Source organism: Dyadobacter sp. BHUBP1 (genome assembly GCF_050587785.1).
Classification (GTDB): Bacteria; Bacteroidota; Bacteroidia; order Cytophagales; family Spirosomataceae; genus Dyadobacter.
Window position 1 is genome coordinate 51,565 of the sequence record NZ_JBOBIH010000013.1, and the last position, 25,317, is coordinate 76,881.

At 49.4% G+C, this 25,317-nt stretch carries 12 protein-coding genes; 11 read left to right on the top strand and 1 reads right to left on the bottom strand.

The genetic code is table 11. The features are described from left to right. Positions 1–125: 125 nt before the first annotated feature. A complete protein-coding gene (locus tag ACQ4MZ_RS29745; RefSeq protein ID WP_430851397.1) occupies positions 126–4,262 on the bottom strand; it encodes a hybrid sensor histidine kinase/response regulator transcription factor in 4,137 nt (1,378 codons plus the stop codon). 290 nt (positions 4,263–4,552) lie between these two features. Here ACQ4MZ_RS29745 and ACQ4MZ_RS29750 point away from each other — a divergent pair, with 290 nt between their 5' ends. From ACQ4MZ_RS29750 to ACQ4MZ_RS29800, 11 genes are all read left to right on the top strand, one after another. Beyond that, a complete protein-coding gene (locus tag ACQ4MZ_RS29750) occupies positions 4,553–6,466 on the top strand; it encodes an alpha/beta hydrolase-fold protein (RefSeq protein ID WP_430851452.1) in 1,914 nt (637 codons plus the stop codon). 192 nt (positions 6,467–6,658) lie between these two features. Then, the gene (locus ACQ4MZ_RS29755; RefSeq protein ID WP_430851400.1) at positions 6,659–10,807 is read left to right on the top strand and encodes a hybrid sensor histidine kinase/response regulator transcription factor; all 4,149 of its coding nucleotides are present in this window, start codon (positions 6,659–6,661) and stop codon (positions 10,805–10,807) included. Between the two features lie 277 nt (positions 10,808–11,084). Then, entirely contained in the window at positions 11,085–14,180 is a 3,096-nt protein-coding gene (locus ACQ4MZ_RS29760; RefSeq protein WP_430851402.1) for a SusC/RagA family TonB-linked outer membrane protein, read from the top strand. A gap of 44 nt (positions 14,181–14,224) precedes the next feature. Continuing rightward, positions 14,225–15,808, top strand: a complete 1,584-nt coding sequence (locus ACQ4MZ_RS29765; protein ID WP_430851404.1) for a RagB/SusD family nutrient uptake outer membrane protein — start codon at positions 14,225–14,227, stop codon at positions 15,806–15,808. A 12-nt stretch (positions 15,809–15,820) separates the two neighbouring features. Further along, entirely contained in the window at positions 15,821–17,011 is a 1,191-nt protein-coding gene (locus ACQ4MZ_RS29770) for a hypothetical protein (protein ID WP_430851406.1), read from the top strand. Between the two features lie 80 nt (positions 17,012–17,091). Then, on the top strand, positions 17,092–19,221 hold the full coding sequence (locus ACQ4MZ_RS29775; protein ID WP_430851408.1) for a glycoside hydrolase family 44 protein: 2,130 nt from the start codon (positions 17,092–17,094) through the stop codon (positions 19,219–19,221). 54 nt (positions 19,222–19,275) lie between these two features. Beyond that, positions 19,276–20,166, top strand: a complete 891-nt coding sequence (locus ACQ4MZ_RS29780; protein WP_430851410.1) for a hydroxypyruvate isomerase family protein — start codon at positions 19,276–19,278, stop codon at positions 20,164–20,166. Between the two features lie 108 nt (positions 20,167–20,274). Further along, positions 20,275–21,300 (top strand): sensor histidine kinase, encoded by a 1,026-nt coding sequence (locus ACQ4MZ_RS29785; RefSeq protein WP_430851412.1) that lies wholly within the window; start codon positions 20,275–20,277, stop codon positions 21,298–21,300. After that, complete coding sequence (locus ACQ4MZ_RS29790) at positions 21,297–21,995, top strand: LytR/AlgR family response regulator transcription factor (protein WP_430851414.1); 699 nt, start codon at positions 21,297–21,299, stop codon at positions 21,993–21,995. The genes ACQ4MZ_RS29785 and ACQ4MZ_RS29790 overlap by 4 nt, the downstream gene beginning before the upstream one ends. Positions 21,996–22,123: 128 nt before the next feature. Next, entirely contained in the window at positions 22,124–24,430 is a 2,307-nt protein-coding gene (locus ACQ4MZ_RS29795; RefSeq protein WP_430851416.1) for a TonB-dependent receptor, read from the top strand. Between the two features lie 3 nt (positions 24,431–24,433). Beyond that, positions 24,434–25,228, top strand: coding sequence for a DUF4249 domain-containing protein (locus ACQ4MZ_RS29800; RefSeq protein WP_430851418.1), 795 nt, complete (start codon positions 24,434–24,436; stop codon positions 25,226–25,228). The last annotated feature ends 89 nt before the right edge of the window (positions 25,229–25,317 follow it).

Sequence of the window (25,317 nt, forward strand, 5' to 3'; positions counted from 1 at the left end):
CTAAAATGACAAAAACTTGTACCAATCAAAGTTTGAGTAAATTTCAGGAAATGTCAACGCCACACTTAACCGCCACGGCATCATAGCCGCTGAATTGAACATTTGTTTCCTTCATTCTAACATTTTTACCCTTGGAAAGACAAGAAATTTCGGCGGGCCTGTATGTATTCTGACGGAAGTACACCGAATTTGGCCTTGAAGGATTTGGTGAAGTAATTGGGTGCGGCAAACCCGGTGGCATAGGAAATCTGCGCAATGTTCATATCGCTTTTTTCGAGCAGGAGTGCCGCCTTTTCCAGCTTGATCGCCTTGATAAATTCGATGGGCGTTTGTCCGGTGATTTCGAGTAGCTTGCTGTATAACGTGCCACGGCTCATTCCCAGTTGTTTACTTAGTTTTTCGACGCTGAGCTGGGAGCTGTTATTGATGTTTTCATCAATGTATGCCAGAATGTTCTTGATCAGTTTTTCGTTGCCCGACACAATTTGGGGCTCAGGCCGGGTGACGTCAATCTGCCTGGTATATGTGTTTTTTAAAAGCCGGTTGAGCAGTAGCAGGTTGTTGATTTTGGCATTTAAAATATCAAAATTAAAAGGCTTGGTCAGATAGTCGTTTGCCCCGGAATTCAATCCGCGCAGCTCGTGTTCCTCACCCGCCGAAGCCGTCAAAAGAATGATCGGAATATGGGCCGTGCGTTTATCGGATTTGATCTTCCGGCTCAGCTCGATACCATCCATTTCGGGCATGGCAATATCGCTGATGATGATCTGCGGATGCTGGGCGAGTGCTCTCTGCCATCCCACCGACCCGGTCGAAGCTTCGATTACCCGGTAGTGGTATTCAAGGTTACTTTTGAGATAATGCCGGAACTCGTCGTTATCCTCTATGACCAGAATTTCAGCAGGCAGCTCGGCTGCGGGCAAAGGCACGGCGCGCGCGCCGGAGACCACGGCACGCTCCGGTTGATCATCACGGGAAATTACAGTAACTGCCGGTTCTGAGCTCACATTAGCGGCCAGAGTCCCGCAGGGGAGCATTACCGTAAAGGTGCTTCCCTTCCCGGGCGCGCTGTCCAGATGAATCGAGCCGTTGTGCATCTGGACGAATTCCCTGACAATAGAAAGACCAATGCCGCTTCCCTGATTAAGGATCGAAGCAGCAGTATCATGCTGAAAAAAGCGCTCAAAGATTTTTCCGTGCTTATCGGCCGGGATGCCGACGCCCGTATCCGACACTTTAATATGCAGCCGTTGCCCCGCGTTTTCCGTCTGCGAGAGCGAGAGCGTTACTTTTCCGCCCCTTCGGGTGTATTTAAATGCATTTGATAACAGGTTCAGGATAATGCGTTCGATTTTGTTGGCATCGAAATCCATGTATAGGGTGCTTACCTGGCTTTCGAAAACATACTCAATGCCTTTTGTCTGGGCTAGATACCTGAAAGACTCCGAAATATCATGAATGAAGGAGACGATCTCGCCCTGCATGGCTTCGAGCTTCGATTCGTGTTCCTGAAGGTTTTTGAAATCAAGCAGCTGGTCGACCAGGTTGAGCAGCCGCCTGGCATTGCGCTTGATGCCCTGCAAATGCGGCGTGTTTTCGGCAAGCGCCGCCCGGTTGAGCAACTGGTCGAGTGGTGCCAATATGAGGGAAATAGGCGTCCTAAACTCGTGGCTAAGATTGGTGAGGAATTTGATTTTCATTTCATCGAGCTCCCGCTTTCGCTCGATTTCCCTTTCAAACTGTTCCTGTCTGAATTTGTTTTCAAGCCTTTGGATACCTCTGCGCCTGATCACGAACATTAAGCCGATAAAACTCAGCAAATAGAAAATGTAAGCGTAAACGGTCATGTAGAAGGGCGGTTCCACCACGATTTCGACGGCAGCTCCCCGGCTGTTCCAGTTCCCGTTGCGATTTTTTGCCTGTACCTCAAATCGGTAGGTTCCCGGAGAAAGGTTGGTGTAGCCGGCAGTCTGGGAAACACCTGCATCATGCCATTCGCTGTCGAAACCGTCCAGCCGATAGCGGTACACGGTTTGCGACGGATCGGAATAATTCAGCGCCGAGTAGGAGAGGGTAAAGTTTTGTTTGTATGCCAGATGTATGGATTGGGCGACCGAAATATGCTCGCTAAGCGTCGTGGAATCCGCAGGAGTGATGGATTTGTTGCCCACCCTGAGCTCTTTCAAAATTACGGGTATCGGGTTGCTGTTCTGCCTGAGTGAACGGGTATCCAGGTAATTGAAGCCTTGTATGCCGCCGAAAAACAACAGGTTGTCCCGTGTTCTGATACCGGCGCCCAGGATAAAAGTATTGTTCTGCAAACCATTGTGCGGAGAGTAGTTGGTGAACTTTTTAGTGGTTTGATCGAGGTAGCTCACTCCCTGATCCGTACTTACCCAGATACGCCCCTGCGGATCTTCGAGGATTTTATTGATGACCCCGCTGGCAAGTCCTGCTTTTTGATCAAAGACTGTAAAGCTGCGCGTTTTGGCATCGAACCGGGCCAATCCCTCGCCGCCGGTACCGACCCAGATAACACCTTTGCTGTCCTGATAAAGCGAAAGCGCATTGTTTCCCGGCAGCGTGCTGTTGAGCTTATCGTATTGGACGGCCCTTTTCAGAACCGGGTCAAATATGGCTACGCCGGTCCCGTGCGAGGCGATCCAGATGTTGCCGTTTTTGTCTTGCAGAATATCCCTGATGTAGCCATTCAGGGGAATCATACGTTTTGCGATTGGGATGCTGACATCGAAATGGCGTTCAAATCGCTGTTTTTCAGGGTCGAAAACATTAATACCTCCGCCGTTGGTCCCTATCCAGAGTTTGCCCTGCGTGTCGGTCAGCAGCGAAAAAACGTCGTCATTGTTTAGCGATGAAGGATCCGCACCTTGAGTAAATTGACGATATTTCCCGGTGCGGGTATCCAATGCGAAAAGCCCGTCGTGGAAACTGCCGATCCATAGTTTGTCACCGGATAATTCCAGCGCCATGATCGCCAATCCTGAGCATCCCGGTTTATTTTGGGGCAGGACCGGAATTTTGGTAAACAGGTTTGTCTTACGGTGATAAAGGTTTAAACCTCCGCCGTCAGTCCCCACGAAAAGATCGCCGTTTGCTTTTTCAGCAAATGAAGTCACAAATGAAGCGCTTAGCCCGTGAGGATCGTAAGGATTTGATCGTTTCAGCGCGAAAGTGGTAAGGTTTTTGTCAAACTTATTGACGCCTCCCTTGTAAGTACCCAGCCAAAAAATCCCCTGTTTGTCGATGAGGATGCTTCGTATCGACTTGTTGGTCAGGCTGAAAGATGCGCGGGCGTCGGGCGCATAGCGGGTGACTTTTCCGGTTTTGATATCCATCAGGTTCAGGCCGCCATCCGTGCAGACCCAGAGCATCTCACGGTTTTCTGCCGCCACAGCGTAAATCATGTCGCTGCTGATGGAATGTGGGTCGTTTGCCTGGTATTTAAAGCTTTGAAGCAGAGCACCGTCGGGTGAAAATTTGTACAAGCCGTTAAATGTGCCTACCCAGACATTGCCGGCTTTGTCGCCATTAATTGCCTTTACCTGATTGGCATTGGAGGAGGGCGCATTCTCTCCGTAGGCAATGCGAGTGAAGTGGTTGGTTTTGAAGTCAAACCGGAACAGGCCGGTCTCTGTTCCTATCCACATATGCTCTTGCGGATCTTCGAAGAAACTCTGCACCAATCCGTTTCGAAGTTGATCAGGAACGCCGGCGCGCTGGCTTAGCCGGGTTGTCTTGAACGTTACCGGGTCCACGAGCACAAGCCCTGCAGTGGTAGCCACCCATAACTGGCCTTTGTGATCGCTTGTAATCGCCGTGACGCTTTCGTTGCCGATAACACGGACAAAGGTATCCTTCCGGCGGTCGTACAAATGCAGGGAACCTTGTATCGTGCCGATCCAGACGCGGCCAGCTTTGTCTTCATGGAGCGAGGAAATGTCGTTGGACGCCAGGCTTGAAGGATTTGACCTGTCATGCCTGTAAATGGTAAAGTCCGTTCCATCGTATTTATTCAGACCGTCGTCGGTGCCGAACCATAGCAAACCATAGCGATCCTTTAAAATCGTATGAACGGTATTGGACGAGAGTCCGTCTAGGGATGTGATCGCGGTAAAGTTCAACTGTAAATCGTTCCCGCCGGCGTTGCAAGCAGGGGGCAGCACAAACAGCAGGCCAATCCAGGTAATCATCAAAAATTTCAGGGACACTGACATGATATGGTTTTGTAGTTCATTTTTCATTTCTCACCCCTTATTAAACATTTGTGGCATTAGTTTTAACAAAAATACTCATGATAAACACCTGGGGTTATCTACATTTGCTCATCAATAAATTAAATATAATGTTGGAAAAATGATGAGTTGGTTATGCCGATATAGAAGCAGTATGTGCGAGAAATATATTGTCAATTTGACAAATAATGCATGAAAACTTTCTTTGACACTATTTTCAAATTAGTTAAATAGTTGGTATTCAATATAAATAAAAAACGGTTACAACATTTATGACTATGCTAAAACCTTTACCGCTTATGGCGGGATTGCTTATGCTGGCTACCGCCTCTCTTGCACAAAACGAGCCCATGGAAATGCCTACGGGATACGATGCAGTGCGCCAGGGCGTGATGGCAGGGAAAATAGATACGCTGCAATACGAATCCAGGACGGTGGGCAATCGCAGGAAAGCGCTGATCTACACGCCGCCCGGATTCTCAAAAAAGAAAAAATATCCTGTACTGTACCTGCTGCATGGCATTGGTGGGGATGAAAAGGAATGGCTGAAAGGCGGTAACCCGCAACTGATCCTGGACAACCTGTATGCGGAAAAGAAGATCGAGCCGATGATCGTGGTTATGCCTAATGGCCGGGCCATGAAAGACGACCGGGCAACGGGAAACATCATGGCACCCGATAAGGTGGCCGCTTTTTCGACATTCGAAAAGGACTTGCTGACCGATTTGATCCCATTCATCGAGAAGAAATATCCGGTGCTTACCGACAGGGAGAACCGCGCGATTGCAGGGCTGTCGATGGGCGGCGGGCAGTCGCTTAATTTCGGGCTGGGTAACCTGGACAAGTTCGCCTGGGTAGGAGGGTTTTCGTCTGCGCCAAACACGAAAAGGCCGGAAGAACTGATGCCGGATCCCCAGAATGCCAAAACCAAGCTAAAACTGCTCTGGCTTTCCTGCGGCGATGACGACCGGCTGATCACTTTCAGCAAGCGCACACACGATTACCTCTTCGAGCACGATGTCCCGCACGTGTATTACATCGAACCGGGCGTCCACGATTTCAAGGTTTGGAAAAATGGCCTGTACATGTTTTCACAGTTTTTGTTTAAACCCGTCAATGTCCAGTCGCTGTCGAAGTACACTATCCTCGGCACACCGGCATCAACAAACGTCCGATCGGCCAAATATCCTCAGATCCTGCCAGACAACCGGGTAGTGTTCCGCACCAAAGCGCCCAATGCCCAGAAAGTGCAGGTGGACCTGGGTAAGAAATACGATATGCTCAAAGACACCGCCGGCTTTTGGTCGGTGACCACGGATTCGATTGGAGAGGGCTTTCATTACTATTCATTGCTTATTGATGGTGTGGCATTGGCCGATCCGGCCAGCGAGACTTTTTACGGAATGGGCAGGATGGCCAGCGGCATCGAAATACCTTCCCGGAAAGGTGGCTATTATGCCCTGAAAGAAGTGCCCCATGGCACTGTGCAGATCCAGCGTTACTTGTCGAAAGCCAGCAATACCTGGCGGGAAATGTACGTATATACGCCGCCGGGCTATGACGCTTCGACTCAAAAGTATCCCGTGCTGTATCTGCTGCATGGGGGCGGGGAAGATCAGCGGGGGTGGGCTACCCAGGGCAAGACCAACCTGATTCTGGATAACCTGATCTCGGAGGGCAAGGCAAAACCGATGCTGATCGTGATGATGGATGGTAATTCGGGAATCCCGCTTGGCCCGGGCAGCCTTGGAACCGCCGGCGACGGTTTTCTGAAAGCTTTCGAGAATGAGTTAAAACTGGGCGCGATACCTTTTGTGGAAAGCACTTACCGGGTCGAGGCTAATGCCGCGAACCGCGCACTGGCCGGCCTTTCTATGGGTGGGATTCAGACACTTTACGCCGGTATCAAAAATACGGACATGTTTTCGTCGCTTGGCGTGTTCAGCTCGGGCTGGTTTGCGAATAATAATGCATTGTCGGGGCCGCATTACGAGTTTGCCAAAACCAATGCGGCCACTATCAATAACAACCTGAAAAACTTCTGGATTTCGATGGGCGGCCCTGAGGACATTGCCTTCAAGAACTGCAAGATTATGCTTGCCAAATATGACGAGCTCGGCATTAAATACCAATACAGTGAATATCCCGGCGGGCACACGTGGCCGGTATGGAGGCACGACCTGTTTGGATTCGCCCAACTGCTTTTTAAATAGTATCAATACACGCGCTCTGCGCACAAGATAACCTGGGAACCCGATCATTGCATTGGGTTCTTTTAGATGTGGTAGTTAACTTTGGCCGAAGGATTCACTTTGGCCAATTTCGTTTAATTAAGTATTCAAAAAGCTGAATACGCGGAACCGCCTTAGGGATTTGAATGACAAACCTTAATCTGAATTTTGGTGGTGAAAAGACAACGTCCGTGGAAGAGCAGCGTGTTGGTGATGGCGCTTCTCCTAATTCATGCCTCATTCCAATTATTTGCGCAGCAGCGCCGGTTTGTTCATATCGATGCCCGCCGGGGACTTTCCCACACTCATGTCAAAGCGATTTACCGTGACAAAAGCGGTTTCCTGTGGATTGGCACAGAATCCGGCCTTAACCGGTTTGACGGTTACGCGATCAAGGTTTTTCGGAATGACGCTTCCGACCCTGCATCCCTGTTTGACGACGATATAGCGGCATTATTTGAAATGCCGTCTGGCAAAATGGGCGTCATCACCAGCCTCGGCCCCTGCGTCTATGACCCGGCCACGGAGACCTTTTCGCGGCCCCTGCAAGGGTTTCAGCCTTATTCAATCCGTAAACCGGCTAAGCTGAGAGTCGTCGTGCCGGATCGTAAGGGTAATTACTGGTTTCTTATTGAGGACGACGGAATTATTTGCTATAACGAAAAAAGTAAAAGGGCTTTTTCGGTCAGGCATTCGGGCGGTGATACTACTTCCATTGGCAGCAACGATGTCACGTCCATGGTGCAGGGTAATGATGGCACCTACTGGCTGGCGCATTCGAATGGAATAGTGGAAAATATAGTCCTCGAAAAGCAGATCGTTCGGGTGATCAAAAGACATAATTTCTTTTACGATCGCAGACGGAGCAAAAATGATAAGCTGCAATGCCTTTTGATCGCAGATCGGGATGGGGACGTTTGGGCGTTTCCCACCAACTTTGATTTGGGTATAGCATATCTTGACAAGCGGCTGGGAAAGATCAACTACCTGGGCAAGACCTTCGGAAATCCCCGTCTGAGTTCGGATTTGATTACCGGGGTGACAGAGGACGATAGGGGCAATATCTGGATCGCCAATGGCCAAAACGGCATCGACGTGCTGGACAAAAAGACCCTATCGCTAACCAATATGCGGTATGCTTCGGAGAATGCGAATGGACTAAGCCATAATGCAATCACCGCCATGCTGAAAGATTCCGACGGGCTGATCTGGGTAGGAACCTACAAAGCAGGGGTCGATTATTTTCATGAGAATATCCGTGTGTTTCCCCTGGTTAACCGGCGAACGAAGCCTCACGGCCTGCCTTTTGAAGATATCAATGCGTTTGTCGAAGACCGTAAAGGTAATCTCTGGCTGGGAGCCAATGGAGGGGGACTGATCTATTTTGAAAGGAATACAGGGAAATTCACCACTTACCGCCACGATCCTGGTAATCCGAGGTCATTGAGCAGCGATGTGATCGTCAGTTTGTGCCTGGATCATAAAAACCAATTGTGGATAGGCACTTTTCTGGGTGGGTTAAACAGCTTTGACGGGCGCCAATTTACCCGCTACCAGCACGATCCCACCAAGGTTGAAAGCCTTCCGGGGAGGAGCGTATGGGAGCTATTCGAAGATTCGCAGCGACGACTTTGGATCGGTACCCTCGACGGCGGCCTATGCATATTTGACCAGGAAAGGAAGAGCTTCACCCGGTATCGGCATCCTGACCAGCGGGCGCTTTACTCTACCTATGTTCCCACCATTTTTGAGGATTCCAAAGGAAATATGTGGTTCGGGACTTCAACGGGGATCGACGTCTTGAAAAAGACATCGGGCGCATTGGCGCATTTTGAAACAGAAAAAGGTAACCCGGCTTCTATTGTCAGCAACGACATCTTTGGCATACTGGAAGATGCCCGTGGGCGGATCTGGATCGGCTCCCGGGGGGGGCTTAGTCTGTGGATGCCCGGATCCAATACTTTCGTGAACTATGGCGAAAAGCAGGGGCTTCCGCATAATGCGATTTTATCGATGGCCGAGGATCAAGAAGGACGGCTCTGGCTGGGTACGCCCAATGGCTTGTCATGTGCGACGATTACTCCCGGCAAGGAGCGTTTGCAGGTGAGTTTCCGGAACTACTCGGAAATGGACGGGCTGCAAGGGAGGCAATTTACGGAAGACGCTGCATTCAGGACACGTGCCGGAGAGCTGATCTTCGGCGGAGCCAACGGGTTCAATATATTCAGGCCCGCTGATTTGGCAGAGAATAAAATGGTGCCGCGGTTGGTGTTTACTGATTTTCAGCTATTCAACCGCAGTGTCCGCCCCGGACCCCTGACCGGAAGGAAGCCGGTATTATCTTCGTCGGTCACGACAAATCCTTCCGTCGTATTGCAGGCGAGCGACAATGTCTTTTCCATCGAATTTGCCGCACTAAACTTCATCCAGCCCGCCGGGAGCCAATACAAGTATAAATTGGAAGGCTTTAATGACGACTGGCTCGTAACAGATGCAAACAACAGGAAAGTCACTTTTACCAACCTCGACGCCGGCGACTACGTTTTTCGTGTGATCGCATCCAACAACGACGGATTGTGGAATCAGGAAGGGATATCGCTCCGCATCAAAGTCCTGCCTCCGTTCTGGCGATCGCCGATTGCCTATGTCTTGTATGCGACAGCGATTGCTTTACTGTTGCTCGCGGCATTAAAGCTCATACAGGAAAGGGAACGTATGAAATTTGCCATCGTGCAGACGCGCGAGGAGGCAAGGCGCTCGCAGGAGCTGGATATGTTGAAGACAAAGTTCTTTACCAATGTGAGTCACGAGTTGCGTACCCCGCTGTCCCTGATACTTGCGCCCGCTGAAAAGCTCACCGAGAAAGCTGTCGACGGCCAGGACCGCAAACAGCTGGATCTGATTCTGCGAAATGCGCGGCGGTTGCTGAACATGGTCAATCAGCTGCTGGATTTCAGAAAGCTGGAAGTAAATGAAATCCGGTTTCACCCCACGGAAGGGGACGTGATCAGATTCGTCAAGAACACCGTCTATTCGTTCTCTGATCTTTCGGAGAAAAAAGATATCCGGCTTCTGTTTGCCTCCAATGTCTCCGGGCTGGAAACGTCGTTCGATCATGACAAGCTCGAAAAGATTTTATTCAACCTGCTATCGAATGCGATCAAATTTACTTTGGGTCCCGGTGAGGTATCGGTGAACGTAGATGTCCGGGATACAGGCGATGACTATTTCGTTGAGATCCGGGTGAAAGATACAGGCATAGGAATACCGCCCGAAAAACAAGAGCTGATTTTTGAGCGCTTCTTTCAGAGTGATTTGCCGAATTCGATTATCAACCAGGGAAGCGGTATCGGGTTGGCCATCACCAGGGAATTCGTCCGGATTCACGGCGGGTCTGTCGGGGTGGAGAGCGAAGTCGGGGAGGGAAGTTGTTTTGTGGTGAAACTGCCTTTGAAGAAACGTAGCGAAGTAATCACTGCCGGACTGACTAACATATCGGGCGAAGCGACAGCACCTCCGGAAAAAGACGAGGAAAAATACGAAGCGGAAGGAAAACCACGCATCCTGATTGTGGAAGACAATGAAGATTTTCGTTTCTACCTCAAAGACAATTTGAAACAATTTTATTCGGTCATCGAAGCATCGACCGGTAAGGAGGGCTGGGAAAAAGTGCTTGAACATCGTCCGGCCCTGATTGTTTCGGATATTATGATGCCTGACCTGAACGGGCTCGACCTTTGCAGGATGGTCAAATCGGATGAACAGATCTCACAGACCCCGGTGATTCTGCTCACTGCCCGATCGGACGATGAGCAATTTCTCGAAGGCTTCCAGGCCGGTGCAGATGACTATATTACCAAACCATTCAATTTTCAGGTGCTGGAATCAAGAATCCGGAACCTGATTTCGTCGCGGGAAAAACTCCGCAGTCTTTTGGTCACCCGCAATGGGGTCAAAGCCAGCGAAATCAATGTAACGCCGCTGGATCAGCAATTTCTTCATGAAATGATTCAGGCGATCGAGCGGCATATCTCCAATCCGGAATTTACGGTAGTCGACCTTGCCCGGGAACTGGGCGTGAGCCGTTCGCAATTGTTTAAAAGAGTTCAGACGGTTACCGGCAAATCTCCTCTGGAAGTAATCCGGGAGATCAGGTTGCAGCACGCGGCCCAGTTGCTGGAAAAAAGCCAGCTTTCCATCTCTGAAATTGCCTACCAGGTCGGATTCAACAATCCTAAGTATTTCGCCCGCTATTTCAGGGAAGTTTATCATGTATTGCCTTCGGAGTATTCATGCGGCAAACGGGAAGCGGGTCGCAGCTAGGCCCGGGATTTTGAATTATTTCCCGGTTTTTTGGTCTTTAAATACCATTCTGGACTTTTTATACCCTTTATTCGGACTAATCGATACCCTTTAGTACTTAGGCTGCACTCTACCTTTGGTGCAAATAATTCCTTCTATTGTTACAGTTCGACGTAGTATGCCCGGGCGCTCCGGACTGTGATCTTTAGGTCTATTTGCAAAACATATGGTGTAATTACTTAAGGCTAATCGAATGATGAGGAAAATTTACAGGTGCTTATGTGTTACTGTGCTTATTTTGTTTTCGTGTATCGCGGCCCATGCGCAGCGACGGCAGGTGTCGGGAATCGTCAAAAGTGAAACCGGTACCCCGATGCCGGGCGTGACTGTCCTGCTGAAAGGAACCACGATGGGCGTATCAACGGATACGGAGGGGAAGTTTTCCATTCAGGCGATGCCCGAGGATGTTCTTAAAATTTCCTTCATCGGCTATCTGTCCGAGCAAATTCCGGTAGGAAACAAGACTTCCTTCGATATTACGATCCAGCCTGATATCGCCACGCTTTCCGAAGTCGTGGTGATCGGTTATGGTGAATCCAAAAGAAAAGACGTCACCGGCTCCATATCCTCTGTTACCGGAGCTGAAATTCGCAAAACGAACCCGGTGACCTTTGATCAGGCATTACAGGGAAAAGTGGCGGGTATGGTGGTCCAGCAAACATCCGGCCAACCGGGCGGAGGCGTTTCCGTACAGATCCGGGGAATATCATCGTTCGGCTCCGGGGGACCATTATATGTGATAGATGGCGTAATTATAGGCTCTACCGCTTCCATGGGCGCTGGAACTAACCCGCTGGCGGCAATTAATCCATCGGAAATCGAGTCGGTGGACGTGCTGAAAGATGCGTCTGCTACGGCGATTTACGGTTCGCAAGCGACCAATGGCGTGGTAATCATCACCACAAAGCGAGGGGTAGTAGCTCCTCCGCGCATTTCTTACGATGTCTACACAGGCTTTCAACAATTGCCGAGGCGGATTCCTACCATGAATTTACGGGAGTACGCAACCTTCATCAATGAACGAAATACCGGCTTGGGCTGGGGATTCGATACCCGGCCCGAGTTTGCCAATCCTCAATACCTGGGCAAAGGTACCGACTGGCAAAAGGAGCTGTTCAGAAACGCGCCGATGACTAACCACACCATCACCGTCAATGGAGGCGATGTCAAGACCCAATACCTGCTGTCGGGCTCGTATTTCAAACAGGACGGTATTGCGTTGGGCTCGGATTTCAGAAGAATTTCTGTCAGGTTGAATCTGGACAACAAGACGACCAACTGGCTGAAAATCGGTACGAGCCTGCAACTTGCGAACATACGCGAGAATGTAAATTCCACCAGCTCGAACGTCATCAATTCGGCGCTCAGCCAAACGCCCGACATTCCCGTCACCAATGCTGACGGCAGTTGGGGTGGTGCGTATAACCCTAACGGTTGGGTGAACAGCACCGTGAACCCGTATGCGGTGGCGAGCATCAACAAAGATCAGGTAAACCGAAATCAGCTGTTTGGAAATGCCTACGCGGAAATCGCTTTTAGCAAATCGCTGACGCTGCGAAACGAGGTTACGGGAAGTTTCTCTATGGCAACAGAGGATAAATTCAACCCAAGCTACACCATGGGGCTTGTGAAGAACAACAGCAACAGTGCTTCCTACAATTACAGCCAGAGCATTTACACCACTATCAGAAATTACCTCACTTATGCGCATACGTTCGACGACCGGTATAATACCAATGTAATGGTGGGACACGAGGCTCAATTGAGCAAAGGCGAAAACGTGGGTGCGGGGCGTAATAATTTCCCGTCCAACAACGTGCAGGTGATCAACAGCGGTGACCCTACTTCGGCTACCAATTCCGGTTCGAAAACGCAGAATGCCCAAGAATCCTACTTCGGTCGGTTGAATTTCGGGCTGTTTGATAAATACCTTATAACCGGTAACGTCCGTGCCGACGGTTCTTCAAGATTTGCGGCCGGAAACCGGTGGGTAACCACTTATTCGGGAGCGTTGGCCTGGAAAATTCAGAATGAAGGCTTTTTGAAAAATATCAAAGACATCAATGAATTGAAGCTTCGGGTAGGCTATGGCTTGACCAATAACCAGAACGTCAGGGACTTCGCCTATACATCTACGTTAGCGACGGTGGCCACCGGTTTGTCGGGGATATCCCAGCTCACCGAGAACATCGGAAACCCGTACGTGGAATGGGAGAAAACTAAATACGCCAATGTGGGTCTCGACGCTGCATTGCTATCCTGGCGGCTTAATTTTTCCGTTGACTTGTACAACCGAAAAACGGATGGCCTTTTAATGCAGATTCCGTTGCCATTTTACTCGGGGACGGCAGTGGGCTGGTCGCCAGGTGCATTGGATGCTCCATATGTGAATGTAGGTACGATCAGCAACAAGGGATTCGATTTCAAAATCAGCTCGACCAACATTCAGGGCAAAGCGCTTACCTGGAAAACCGATCTGACCGTTTCCAGGAACGTCAATAAGGTGTTGAGGCTGAATACCGATGGCGCCTCGCTTGTGGGATGGCCATATAGCCAGACGATCGTCGGCAATTCGATCGGTGAGTTTTACGGGTACAAGGTAGACGGCGTTTTTGCCAAGAAAGAGGACTTCGAGACGCATGCGCTCCCTACCAAGAACGGGGCACCCCTGCCCGTTGGCGCAGCGGGAGGTAGTATCTGGTATGGCGACCTTAAATTCAAGGATGTCAATGGAGACGGGGTGATCGACGAGCGGGACCAGGCCTACCTCGGATCACCGATCCCGAAGCTGCAATTCGGGCTTAATAACTCGATCTCGTATAAGAAGTTTGACCTGAACATCTTCCTGACCGGTAACTACGGCAATAAGGTGTTTAACCAAATGCGCATGACCGGCGAATATCCCGGAACCAGTTTCGGCTACCTCAAAGCGCTGAACAACTACGCCAAACTCGCGCTGATTGACCCCAGTAAACCGGAGACCGATATCAATAATGTTTATGTGACCAACCCCGATACGGATATTCCCGGCATCAGAAATGACAACACGAACGGCAACAACAGGGCTTCCGACAAATATGTAGAAGACGGGTCGTTCATCCGGTTCAAGACTATTTCACTCGGCTATACGCTTCCCGAAAACCTGTTGGAAAAGGCGCACATTCACGCCCTCCGTGTTTATGTAAATGTGTCGAATGCCTTCCTGATCACCAAGTACAAGGGAATGGACCCGGAAATAGGTTCCTGGAATCCGCTCAATGCAGGATATGACAATGGTTTCTATCCGCAACCGCGCGTGTTCACGGTAGGCGCAAGTTTGCAGCTGACGAAATAGCGTGCCGATTCTTCCTAATGATTTGAATCTTAAAATATCAAGCAATGAAAATAAAGAATAAACTGGCGACAGCGTTGCTTTTCGCCGGCGCGTGCATGGCTGGCTGCAGTGAAAGCTTTCTGGATCGTCCGCCTTTATCGCAAATCAGTGCCGATAACTTTTATCAGACTACCAATGACCTGCGGCTGGCGACGGCTGCTCTTTACGGAGGTAAACCGTGGGCGGAGTGGAATTATACTTGTTACCTGCCGATCGGCGAAGTTTTGAGCGGTAATATGGCCGTTAATTACTGGGGGGATGCAGTGCAGCTGCACACTTTTTCTGTCAGTGGAAGCAATGAAATCATGATTGCGAGCTGGAAAGCGATGTACAAGATCATCGCACATTGCAATGTTACCATCAAAGCCATTCAGGAAAAAGCGCCTGCTTCCATTCCTGAAAAAGACCGGAATGCAGCGATTGCCGAAGCGAAATTTTTGCGTGCATACGCCTACTATAACCTGGCCCTGCAATGGCGGGACGTTCCCATTATAGAAGATAATACCAAGCTGATCAATTCTCCATTGGTGTACCGCAATACGGTTGAGGATGTTTATCGGTTTGCGGCAAATGACCTGCTTTTTGCTGCGAAACATCTCCCGGCAAAAGATGCCGGAAGGGTATCGACCTGGTCGGCACAAGGCATGCTGGCCAAAGTATACCTGACCTGGGCGGGGCTGGACGCAAAGGGCAACGGTCCGCGAAACCAGGCGCTGTTGGACAGTGCCAAATTACATGCGGGCAATGTTTGCAAGCAAAGCGGCCTATCGCTGCTGCCCAATTATGCGGACCTTTTCAAAACGCAGTTTAACGATAATCAGGAATCCTTATTTGCTTTGCAATGGGCGGCGGGGGCAGGGTGGCTGGAAGGAAACATGCTGCAAATCTATTCGCCAGGGGGAGCAGAGATTTCAGCTGCGGGCCAAGCTGGTTGGTTTGCAATATCGCCCACTTACGATTTGTATAAGCAATACCAGGGAGGAGACTCACTCAGAAGGAAGGCTACTTTCATGCTCAAAGGCGATTATTATCCCGAGCTGAATGCGGCAGGAGGAGGTTATAAATTTAACGGTAACACCGGTTTGAAAAAGCACATTATCGGCACAAGGGTAGACAACAGTGCCCCAACGATGACATTGACGTCGTCTACCGAGCACAATGCATTGTTAAGGCTCGCGGAGGTGTACCTGATTTACGCGGAAGCCGTAATGGGTAATAATACCTCTACGACCAATGCCGACGCGCTGCTCTATTTCAATAAAGTGCGCACAAGGGCAGGTCTTGCCCCGGTAACATCCCTGGACGCCGAGACGCTGTTCAGAGAAAGAAGGGTCGAATTAGCCGCAGAAGGGCATTTTTGGGAAGATCTGGTCAGGCTTTCTTATTACAACGAACCCAAGGCCATCAAAAAGCTCAACGAACAGGAGCGGATCCTGTTTACCTATGATGACAAGGGTGTTGTGACAAAAGGTGATGCGCTCGGAGCCATTACGCCGGCCAATACGACCACATTCAAATTCCCGATCCCTTCGCCGGAAGTGACGGCTAACCCTAAGCTGCTGGAAGCTCCCGTGCCTTACTCGTTTTAAAAATTCAGAGAAATGAAAAAGACTTTATATAAGAGAATATGTTTGACGCTGTTTTACTGCATGGCGGCGGTTTCGCTGCTGCTGTCTGCCTGTGAAAAGGACGAGCTGTCTCCACCTGTTATCACTGAAATACGCAATTATGCGGCGTCTCCGGCCGATACTGTGGTTCAAACACTGCAGGCCGCCCAATGGGTAGTTGTCCTGGGGCAAAACCTGGGAGATGTTTCGCAGGTCTATTTCGGAAGTATTCCGGCGACGATCAACCACACGTTATTGACCGACAGGAGCATTGTAGTGCAGGTACCTTCGATTCCATTCGATTCTGTGGCACGGGAAAAGGTGAATGTCGTTACTGTGGTGAACGGCAGCGGCTCGGCTTCTTTTACCATCAACATCACCGGTGCACCGATGATCTCACACGTGAGAAACTACGCCGCGGCGCCAAAGGATACGATCATCAATACCATTATTCCGGGCCAAACGATCAATATTGTCGGGTATAACCTCAAAAACGCCACCAAAATAGCATTTCAGGGTCTGGGCGCTAACTTGGCGGGAGTTACTTACACCGATTCGAGTGTGATCGTGAAAGTCCCCGGCAGTTTTACCGGAGCCGATCCTTTGCTGGCGAACAAAATCACTTACGGTACAGCGATCGACACGGTCGATTATTCCATCCAAATTTTTGACCCTGCCATTCTGGAGTACTATAAAGACCCTGTGTTCAAGCTGCTTACCGGCGGAATTGGTAAGGAAAAGACCTGGGTACTTGACCTGGATGCGAAAGGTGTTTCAACCAAATTCAAAGGTCCGTTGTACTTCTCGGGCGTCGATTATGGCTGGGATAATCAATGCGGTAAGGCAGGAGGGGATTGCTGGCTGTACGATCCGAATTACGAAAGCTGGATGGGGGCCGCGCAGGACTATGGCACCATGACAATAGGTCTGAAAAGCGGAACAGCGGAGCCCGCGGTGAAGGTGAGCCAGAAAGGGATAACCAAAAGCGGGATTTTCTCGGGCAGCTACTTTTTTGATGTTAAGACAAAGACCATGTCGTTCATAAATGTAGTGCCGCTTAATATGGGCAGGGACCAGGTCTGGTCGAAGGCATATGTCATCAGTCTCAAAGAGGACAGGATGCAGCTTGGGTTCAAGGACCCGGTTAAATCGGAACTGGCCATTTACAACTACGTCCGGAAGTGATATCAAGCTGCTGCCGGTTAACATCGGCATGACGCTTCCCCCATAAACTGGAAAAACAAACCAATCAGAAGAAATTTAAAATGGTAAAAACAATACTTTGTCAGGCAAAAAAGAGCCTGGCAGGAGCCTTACTTTGCAGCATTTCGGTGACGGCTTTTGCCCAGAATGTGACTATTTCAGTGAATGCAACGCAGGACAAACGCCTGATTTCCCCCAACATATACGGGAAGAATGACTTCCTTGACAAATCAGATCAATTCTACAAAGACGCGGGACTGCGCTTTGCGCGCATGAACGGAGGAAATAATGCATCCGCCTACAACTGGCGCGCAAAACTGGCAGTCCATCCCGACTGGTACAACAACGTATATCCGGCTGACTGGGATGCAATGGCCCAAAAGGTTAATAACAACTTTTCCAACATGCAGGGGATGTTTGCTTTCCAGTTATTAGGCAGAGCTGCGTCCAATAACAGCAACAACTTCAATGATTGGGAATATAATCAGGCGCAGTATTGGTCGGGGGTGGGCCAGAACCTGGCCGGCGGAGGGCAAGTGAACCCGGCCGGTGGGACCCAGGCGCTGGTCGATGGGAATATTGATCTGTTCAGCAAGCCCTGGCCGGCCGACTCTTCGGTGGCGATCCTGGACCATTGGTTTGGAGCCAATGGCTTAGGACTCGACAAAAACCGGTTCCGGTATTGGAGTATGGATAATGAGGTGGATATCTGGAACGGTACGCATGACTGGGCCATGCCTACCTTGATATCGGCCTCTGCCTTTATGGATCGCTTCATTGAATTGGCCAAGAAGGCCAAAGCGATCGATCCCAATGTGAAGATCTGTGGTCCTGTGACCACTTCGGAATGGCAATGGTACCGATGGTCCAATGAAAGTATTGTAGTCGACGGCAGGTATTATCCCTGGCTGGAATATTTCATCAAACGCCTCGGCGACGAATATAAAGCAACCGGTATCAAACTGGTAGATGTGCTGGATATTCACAATTACCCGTGGTACAATGGGGATGATGCGGCAGCATTGCAGGGGCACCGGATCTATTACGATGAAACCTACGATTACCCGGGTTCGAATGGTATCAGGACCATGAATGGCGGATGGGATACCTCCATTACAAAACAGTATATTTTCAAGCGAATCGACGGCTGGCTGACCGAGCATTTCGGTGCAAACCACGGCGTCACCACCGGCGTAAGCGAATGGGGAACTATGTCCAGCAGCAACCCTAGCCTGGAATCTGTCATTTACGCTTCCCATCTGGGAACATTTGCAAACCACGGCGTCGAATTGTTTGCACCATGGAACTGGTCGGTGGGCATGTGGGAAACGCTGCACCTGTTTAGCCGCAATGCGAAAAAATACAGCGTAGCCAGTACTTCTTCTCTCGAAAACACGGTTTCAGCCTATTCTTCGGTCACAGAAAACGCCGACTCCCTGACAGTAATGCTTGTCAATCGCGACATGAATGCACCCCGCACGGTTACCATCAATCTGAACAACTTTACTGTTGCCAATGGAAATTACAAAACCCTGCAATTGGCATCGTTGCCGGCGACGGAGACATTTGTGTCTGACACCCAGAATGCCTTGCAGGAGGGCACGGCATCCGTGAATTCAAACTCCCTGACTATAACCGTTCCTGCGTTGTCCACAACGGCTATTCTGCTCGCAAACCAGACTACGCTGCCGGTAAACCTGATCAGCTTCTCGGGAAAGGCTTCTTCCGAGGGCAATGTGCTGCTGTGGAGCACAGTAGGAGAGGTGAATAATGAAGGGTTTGAGATCGAAAGAGCCGCGGATGGAATGACGTTCGAAAAAATCGGTTTTGTAGCCGGTAAAGGTACCGCGTCTGCCAGGGCCGATTACCAGTTTGTGGATCAACAGCCGCTTGCGAATGCTTACTACCGGTTGAAACAGTTGGATTCCGACCATAGCTATACGCTTTCAAAAAGCATCAATCTGAAAAATGAATCCGGAATCAGGCTGATCGTTTACCCCAATCCGGTCAAAGGAAAATTGTACTTCGATGTTCCGCCTGCAAAAAGGAGGTTGGTCGTCCGGAATATGGCGGGAGTAGTCGTCGACGACCGAGCCGATTTTTCAGCGACCAACTACGAAACCGGTCATTTGCCGAAAGGGCTATATCTGATCTCGCTAGGAGCCTACACTTTCAAGGTAGCGATAGAATGAGCAAATGGATGGACACAATTAAATGACCCGATTAACCATAATAGTTATAGTTAAATGAAAAGTACAACCAACAGACGTGTTGCATTAAAAAGTGTTGTTGCCGGAGCTTTGGGCTTACCGCTATCGATGACGAAGGTCATGGCAGCGTCCCAAAAAGCTCTTGGCCCGAAACTCAATGGAAAAATCAATCATTCGGTTTGCCGCTGGTGCTACGGCAAGATTCCTTTGGAAACGCTGGCAGTCGAAGCGAAGAAAATCGGGCTAACCTCCATAGAACTTTGCGGACAGGAGGAATGGCCCATTTTGAAACAACACGGTCTTACGTGCGCGCTTCCGTGGGGAGAAGGCCTCACCAGGAGCCTGGACAGGGGCTTTAACGATCCTAAAAATCATGATGAGCTCATTAAAGGGTTTACAGACCTCATTCCCAAAGTTCAGGCCGCCGGTTACAAGCAGGTTATTTGCTTTTCCGGTAACCGCAGGGGCATGAGCGATGCGGACGGTATGATAAACTGTGCCGTGGCATTGCGCAAATTGATGCCGCTTGCTGAAAAACATAACGTTACGCTGGTGATGGAGCTACTCAATAGCAAAGTGGACCATAAGGATTACATGTGTGACCGCACCGAATGGGGCGCGGCGTTATGTGAAATGGTGGGTTCAGAGAAATTCAAATTGCTTTATGACATTTACCATATGCAAATCATGGATGGCGACGTCATCGCCACCATCCGGAAATACCACCGATACATCGCGCATTATCACACCGGTGGCGTTCCGGGCAGACGGGAAATCGACGAAACGCAAGAGCTCAACTATCCGGCTATCATGAAAGCCATTGCCGATACGGGTTATACGGGCTTCGTTGGTCAGGAGTTTATGCCCAGCCGCAACGATGATCTTGCATCCCTGAAACAGGGTGTTACTATCTGTGATATTGCCTGATACGCTCCGGTCAATTTTGTTTATTGGTCTACAAATAATCCCCGTTCTTCTCAAATTTTTGCGATGGACGCAATAATATTATTGGTTTGGGGATTATTTTAATGACTCATGAAAGTAACTCGCGTCGCCGTTGCCATGCATGCCCTGGTCTGGGTTTTGTTGCTGGTAATCCCTTATGTACCAACCGACCAGGTTTTCAATACGCTTGACCCTACGGCAGACCGGAAGTATCTGCTCCTATGTCTGGCGCTGAGCTCGCTGCTACTGGCGATATTTTACATCAATTACTTTTTGTTAATACCGAGGTATTTGCTCGCCAAGCGGTATTGGGCCTATTTCAGTGCGCTTACGGGCGCGATCCTGACGGCGGGAGCTGCATTTTGGGGCATCCTGTATTTTGCGGATTTTAATTCCGTCCTGGTGTTGCATAGCAACCCGGTTGTAGAAAAAATCCTTCCGGTCATTATCGTGAATGCGTTGTTACTGTGGTCTTTATCCATTGTATCTTCCATTCTTTGGACGATCTACAACAGGTTGAGGCAGGCCGAAAGCGAAAAACTCTCCGCCCAGATCGCTTCCCTTAAATCGCAGATCAACCCTCATTTCCTTTTTAATACACTGAACAACATCTACGCCATCGTGATAGACACCTCGCCCCGAGCGGCAGATATGATCGATAAATTATCTGAAATGATGCGTTATACCACTAAGGATACGCAGCAGGATTTTGTATTGCTGGACGATGAGATCAGTTACATTAGCAACTATATTGAATTGCAGAAATTGCGCCTGGTCAGAAGCGTAAAGCTCGATTATGATTGCCCGGCGGATATTCCTGCTCTCAGGATCGCGCCGATGCTGTTGATTCCGTTTGTTGAAAATGCTTTCAAGCATGGCGTCAACTCGGAGCAAAAAAGCCGTATCAGGATAGAAATCAAAGTAAGTAATACAGAGTTTCAATTGAGCGTGGTCAACAATAAGGTGGACATCCAGCGGGATATTTCAGAACGGAGCGGGTTAGGGATCGAGAATACCCGGCACCGCTTGAACTTGATTTACCCGTCCAGGTATTTGCTGACGATCCATGACGCGGAAAAGGAGTTTAGTGTTTCCCTGCACATCGACCTACAATGATAGCAGCCATTGCCATAGATGACGAGCCGCTCGCCCTGAACGTGATCAGGTCGCTGTGTGACAAACATGAGAGCATCCATTTGCAGAAAACCTTCACGCAGCCCAGCGAGGCACTGCGCTACCTGAATAAATTTCCGGTAGACCTGCTATTCTGTGACATACAGATGCCTTCGATGACGGGGATAAGTCTGGTGAAATCGCTCAGGCAGAATACGATGGTGATTTTTACCACTGCGTTCAGCGAATATGCCGTAACCAGTTATGAATTGAACGCGATCGACTACCTGTTGAAGCCGATCAATCAAAAACGGTTCTCGCAGGCCGTTGCCAGGGCAATGGATTATTTCGATTATATCTATAAAAAGAATGAAGGCGCGGAAAAGAACCTGTTTGTCCGTTCCGATTTTTGTTTAGTGAAGGTGCCGCTAGCCGATATTGTTTATATAGAAGGACTGGCGGATTATTTGAAAATACATACCACCGGCAGAAAGCCGATCGTCGCACGCATGCCGATGAAGGACATAATCGAGAAGCTCGGTGCCCGTGACTTTGTACGGGTGCATCGGAGCTACATCCTGCCATTTTCCAGAATTGAAGCCGTCCGCGGTACCGTGATTTATATGGCGGGGCAGGAGTTTCCTATCGGACGTACTTATGCGGAGGAGTTTTTCAGCCGCTATGCCTGCGAGGAATAGCCTGTCGGTGCGTTTATCGCATAAATCCAACCCTTCTTCTCATTAATTTTTGCAGGCCTTTTGGAGATCACACATTTGTATCGCAGTCGGTTCGCGGCGCAAAAACGATCAAAAAAATGTTTGTATTCATGAAGTGTAAGAAAGTGTTTTTAACAAGTCTCTTGCTACTATTTGGTCCGGCCTTACTGATGGCGCAATCCAAATACACGGTAAGCGGGACAGTCAAACAGAAATCTTCCGGCGAAACGCTGATAGGCGTAACGGTGGTAGTGGCAGAACAGCCTGCCATGGGGGTAATCACCAACGAGTACGGTTTCTATTCGATATCCCTTCCGAAAGGGCGGTACACTTTGCGGTTCTCCTATGTGGGCTACCAGCAGCAAACGGTGGCTGTTGATCTGGAAGCCAACGCGAAAGTCAATGTAGACCTGTCCGATGATATCAGCTTGCAGGAGGTGGTGGTGACCTCCAAAAGGGACGATGATAATCTCACGCAGGCAGTGATGGGGACCGAGACGCTTAATATGAAGACGGCTGCCAAGATCCCGGTCGTATTCGGTGAAAAAGATCTGGTAAAAACCATTCAGCTGATGCCAGGCGTGAAATCCAACGGAGAAGGATCGAATGGGTTTTCGGTTCGAGGCGGTGCGACCGATCAGAACCTGATCCTGCTCGACGAGGCGCCCGTGTACAATGCATCCCATTTGCTGGGTATTTTCAGCACATTCAACAGCGATGCGATCAAGGACGCAACGATCATCAAAGGCAACAGCCCGGCGCAGTTCGGGGGGCGGCTTTCCTCGGTACTGGATGTGAAAATGAAGGAGGGTAATAATAGAAACTACCAGATAAGCGGAGGGATCGGCTTGATAAGCAGTCGGTTAACCATTGAAGGGCCCATTCAAAAGAGCAAGTCGTCGTTTATCGTCTCCGGCAGGCGCACTTATGCGGACGTGTTTGCCAGGCTCTCCTCGGACCTGAAAGACACGAAGCTGTATTTTTATGATCTGAACATGAAGGCCAACCTGGAAATCAATGACAAAAACAAGGTTTTCTTTTCAGGCTACTTTGGTAAAGATGTGCTGGGGATTTCGACGTTGTTTTCAAGTAAATGGGGAAATTCAACCGGTACTTTAAGATGGAACAGCGTGCTTGGCAGCAAGTTGTTTTCGAATACCTCATTCATTTACAGCAATTATGATTTTAATGTGGGTTTCAAAAGCGACGGCGCTGAAACCAACTTTAACTCGCATATTAAAGACCTGAACCTCAAACAGGACTTCACCTACTTCGCCAATGTGAAGAACAACATTCGCTTTGGTTTTAATATCATACACCATACCATTACACCTACCAGGGCGGGGGGAACCGACATTGTCAGCACCAAGAAAGATCGCAAGGGATTAGAGAATGCCGTGTACGTATCCAATTCATACAAAGCCACCGAACAACTGACCCTGGATTACGGCCTCAGGTTCTCTTTTTACAATGCGCTCGGAGGGGATACGTATAACATATACCGTAACAACGAGCTGGTCAGGTCGGTTGAGCTCGCGAAAGGGAAAGTGGGCAAGACCTATACCAATTGGGAGCCCAGGTTTTCCGCCAATTACCGGTTGAATGAGTTTTCCAGTGTGAAGGCGGGCTATGCGCGCAACACGCAGAGCCTGCATCTAATGAGCAATTCCACCAGCGGCAGCCCAACGGATCAATGGATAGGAAACAGCTACAACATCAAACCTGGGATTGCCGACCAGTTCAGCATTGGTTACAGCAGGAATTTTGAGGACAATGCTTACGAGCTCAACGCGGAGACCTATTATAAGTCTATGAAAGACCAGATTGACTACCGCGACGGCGCTGACATCAACACGGTTCCCGACATCGAAAGTGAACTGCTGTTCGGAAAGGGTAGGGCTTATGGCCTGGAAATATTGCTCAAAAAGAAAACCGGCAAGCTGACAGGCTGGATCGGTTACACCCTCTCGAAAACCGAACGGCAAATCAACGGAATCAACAACGGCGCATGGTACAATGCGAAGCATGACCGAACGCACGATTTGTCGGTGGTAGGTATTTATGAGCTATCGGCCAAGTGGACGCTGTCGGGGACATTCATTTATAACACCGGCAATGCAGTCACATTCCCGACCGGTAAATATGTGCTCAACGACCAGGTTATCTACCAATATAGCAGCCGTAATGCGGACCGTATGCCTGCTACCCACCGCCTGGATCTGAGCGCCACCTACGAGCGGCCATCTCATAGAAGATTTCAGGGGTCGTGGAGTTTTGGATTATACAACGTGTACGGGCGCAAAAATCCCTACATGATGACATTCAAGGAAAACAAAGTCAATCCTGAGAAAATCGACGCGGTTCAGACATCGCTATTTCAATGGGTTCCCAACATTAGTTATAATTTCAAATTTTAACACATGAAAAATATTCTCAGGACCACCGCCGCTGCTTTGCTTCTGACAAGTTGCGAGAAAGTAGTAGAGCTGGATTACAAGGGTAACCAGTCCCGGATTGTGATTGAAGCCAATATCACCAACCAACAAGGTCCTCATACGGTAAAAATCCGCAAGTCAATTGCGCTGACTGAAACCGGCGCTTATCCGACAATCGATAATGCGTTGGTAATCATCAGCGATAATGCAGGAAATTCCGATACCCTCAGCCCGCAGGGGAACGGCACTTATTACACCAAAACTTTAAAGGGGGTAGAGGGCAGGACTTACACGATGACCGTCGCCGCTGAAAACCAAACCTTCACAGCGCAAAGCACCATGCCGGCGCGGGTTCCATTTGACGGAATAAAAATAGAAGAGGTCGTGTTCGGCGGAGAAACCGAGTTCAACATTATTCCCGAATATGTAGACCCGGCTGAAAGAGGGAATAATTATCGGTTCGAGTTATTGGCGAATGACAAGTTGATGAACCAGCATTTCATTCAGAACGATGAGGTAAAGAACGGTGTAAAGAACACCGCGCGTCTCGAACTGAGCGATGACGAAGATCTGAAATTGAAACGCGGGGATTTGATCACACTGAAAATGCAATGTGTTGATGCCAGGGTGGCACTTTACTACAAGACCCTTGCACTGATCGCGGATAGTGGTCCAGGTGGCGGTATCACGCCCAACAATCCGCCAAGCAATATTTCCAACGGTGCACTAGGCATCTTCTCTGCTCACACAGCGGAAATAAAAAGTATTACCGTACCCTAGGACATCGAAGCGGCAAGATCTTTCGTGGAGATGGATGTTTGAACAGTGATGTGAGGTTAACAAAACTGCCGGTACTAAGAAATACTCCC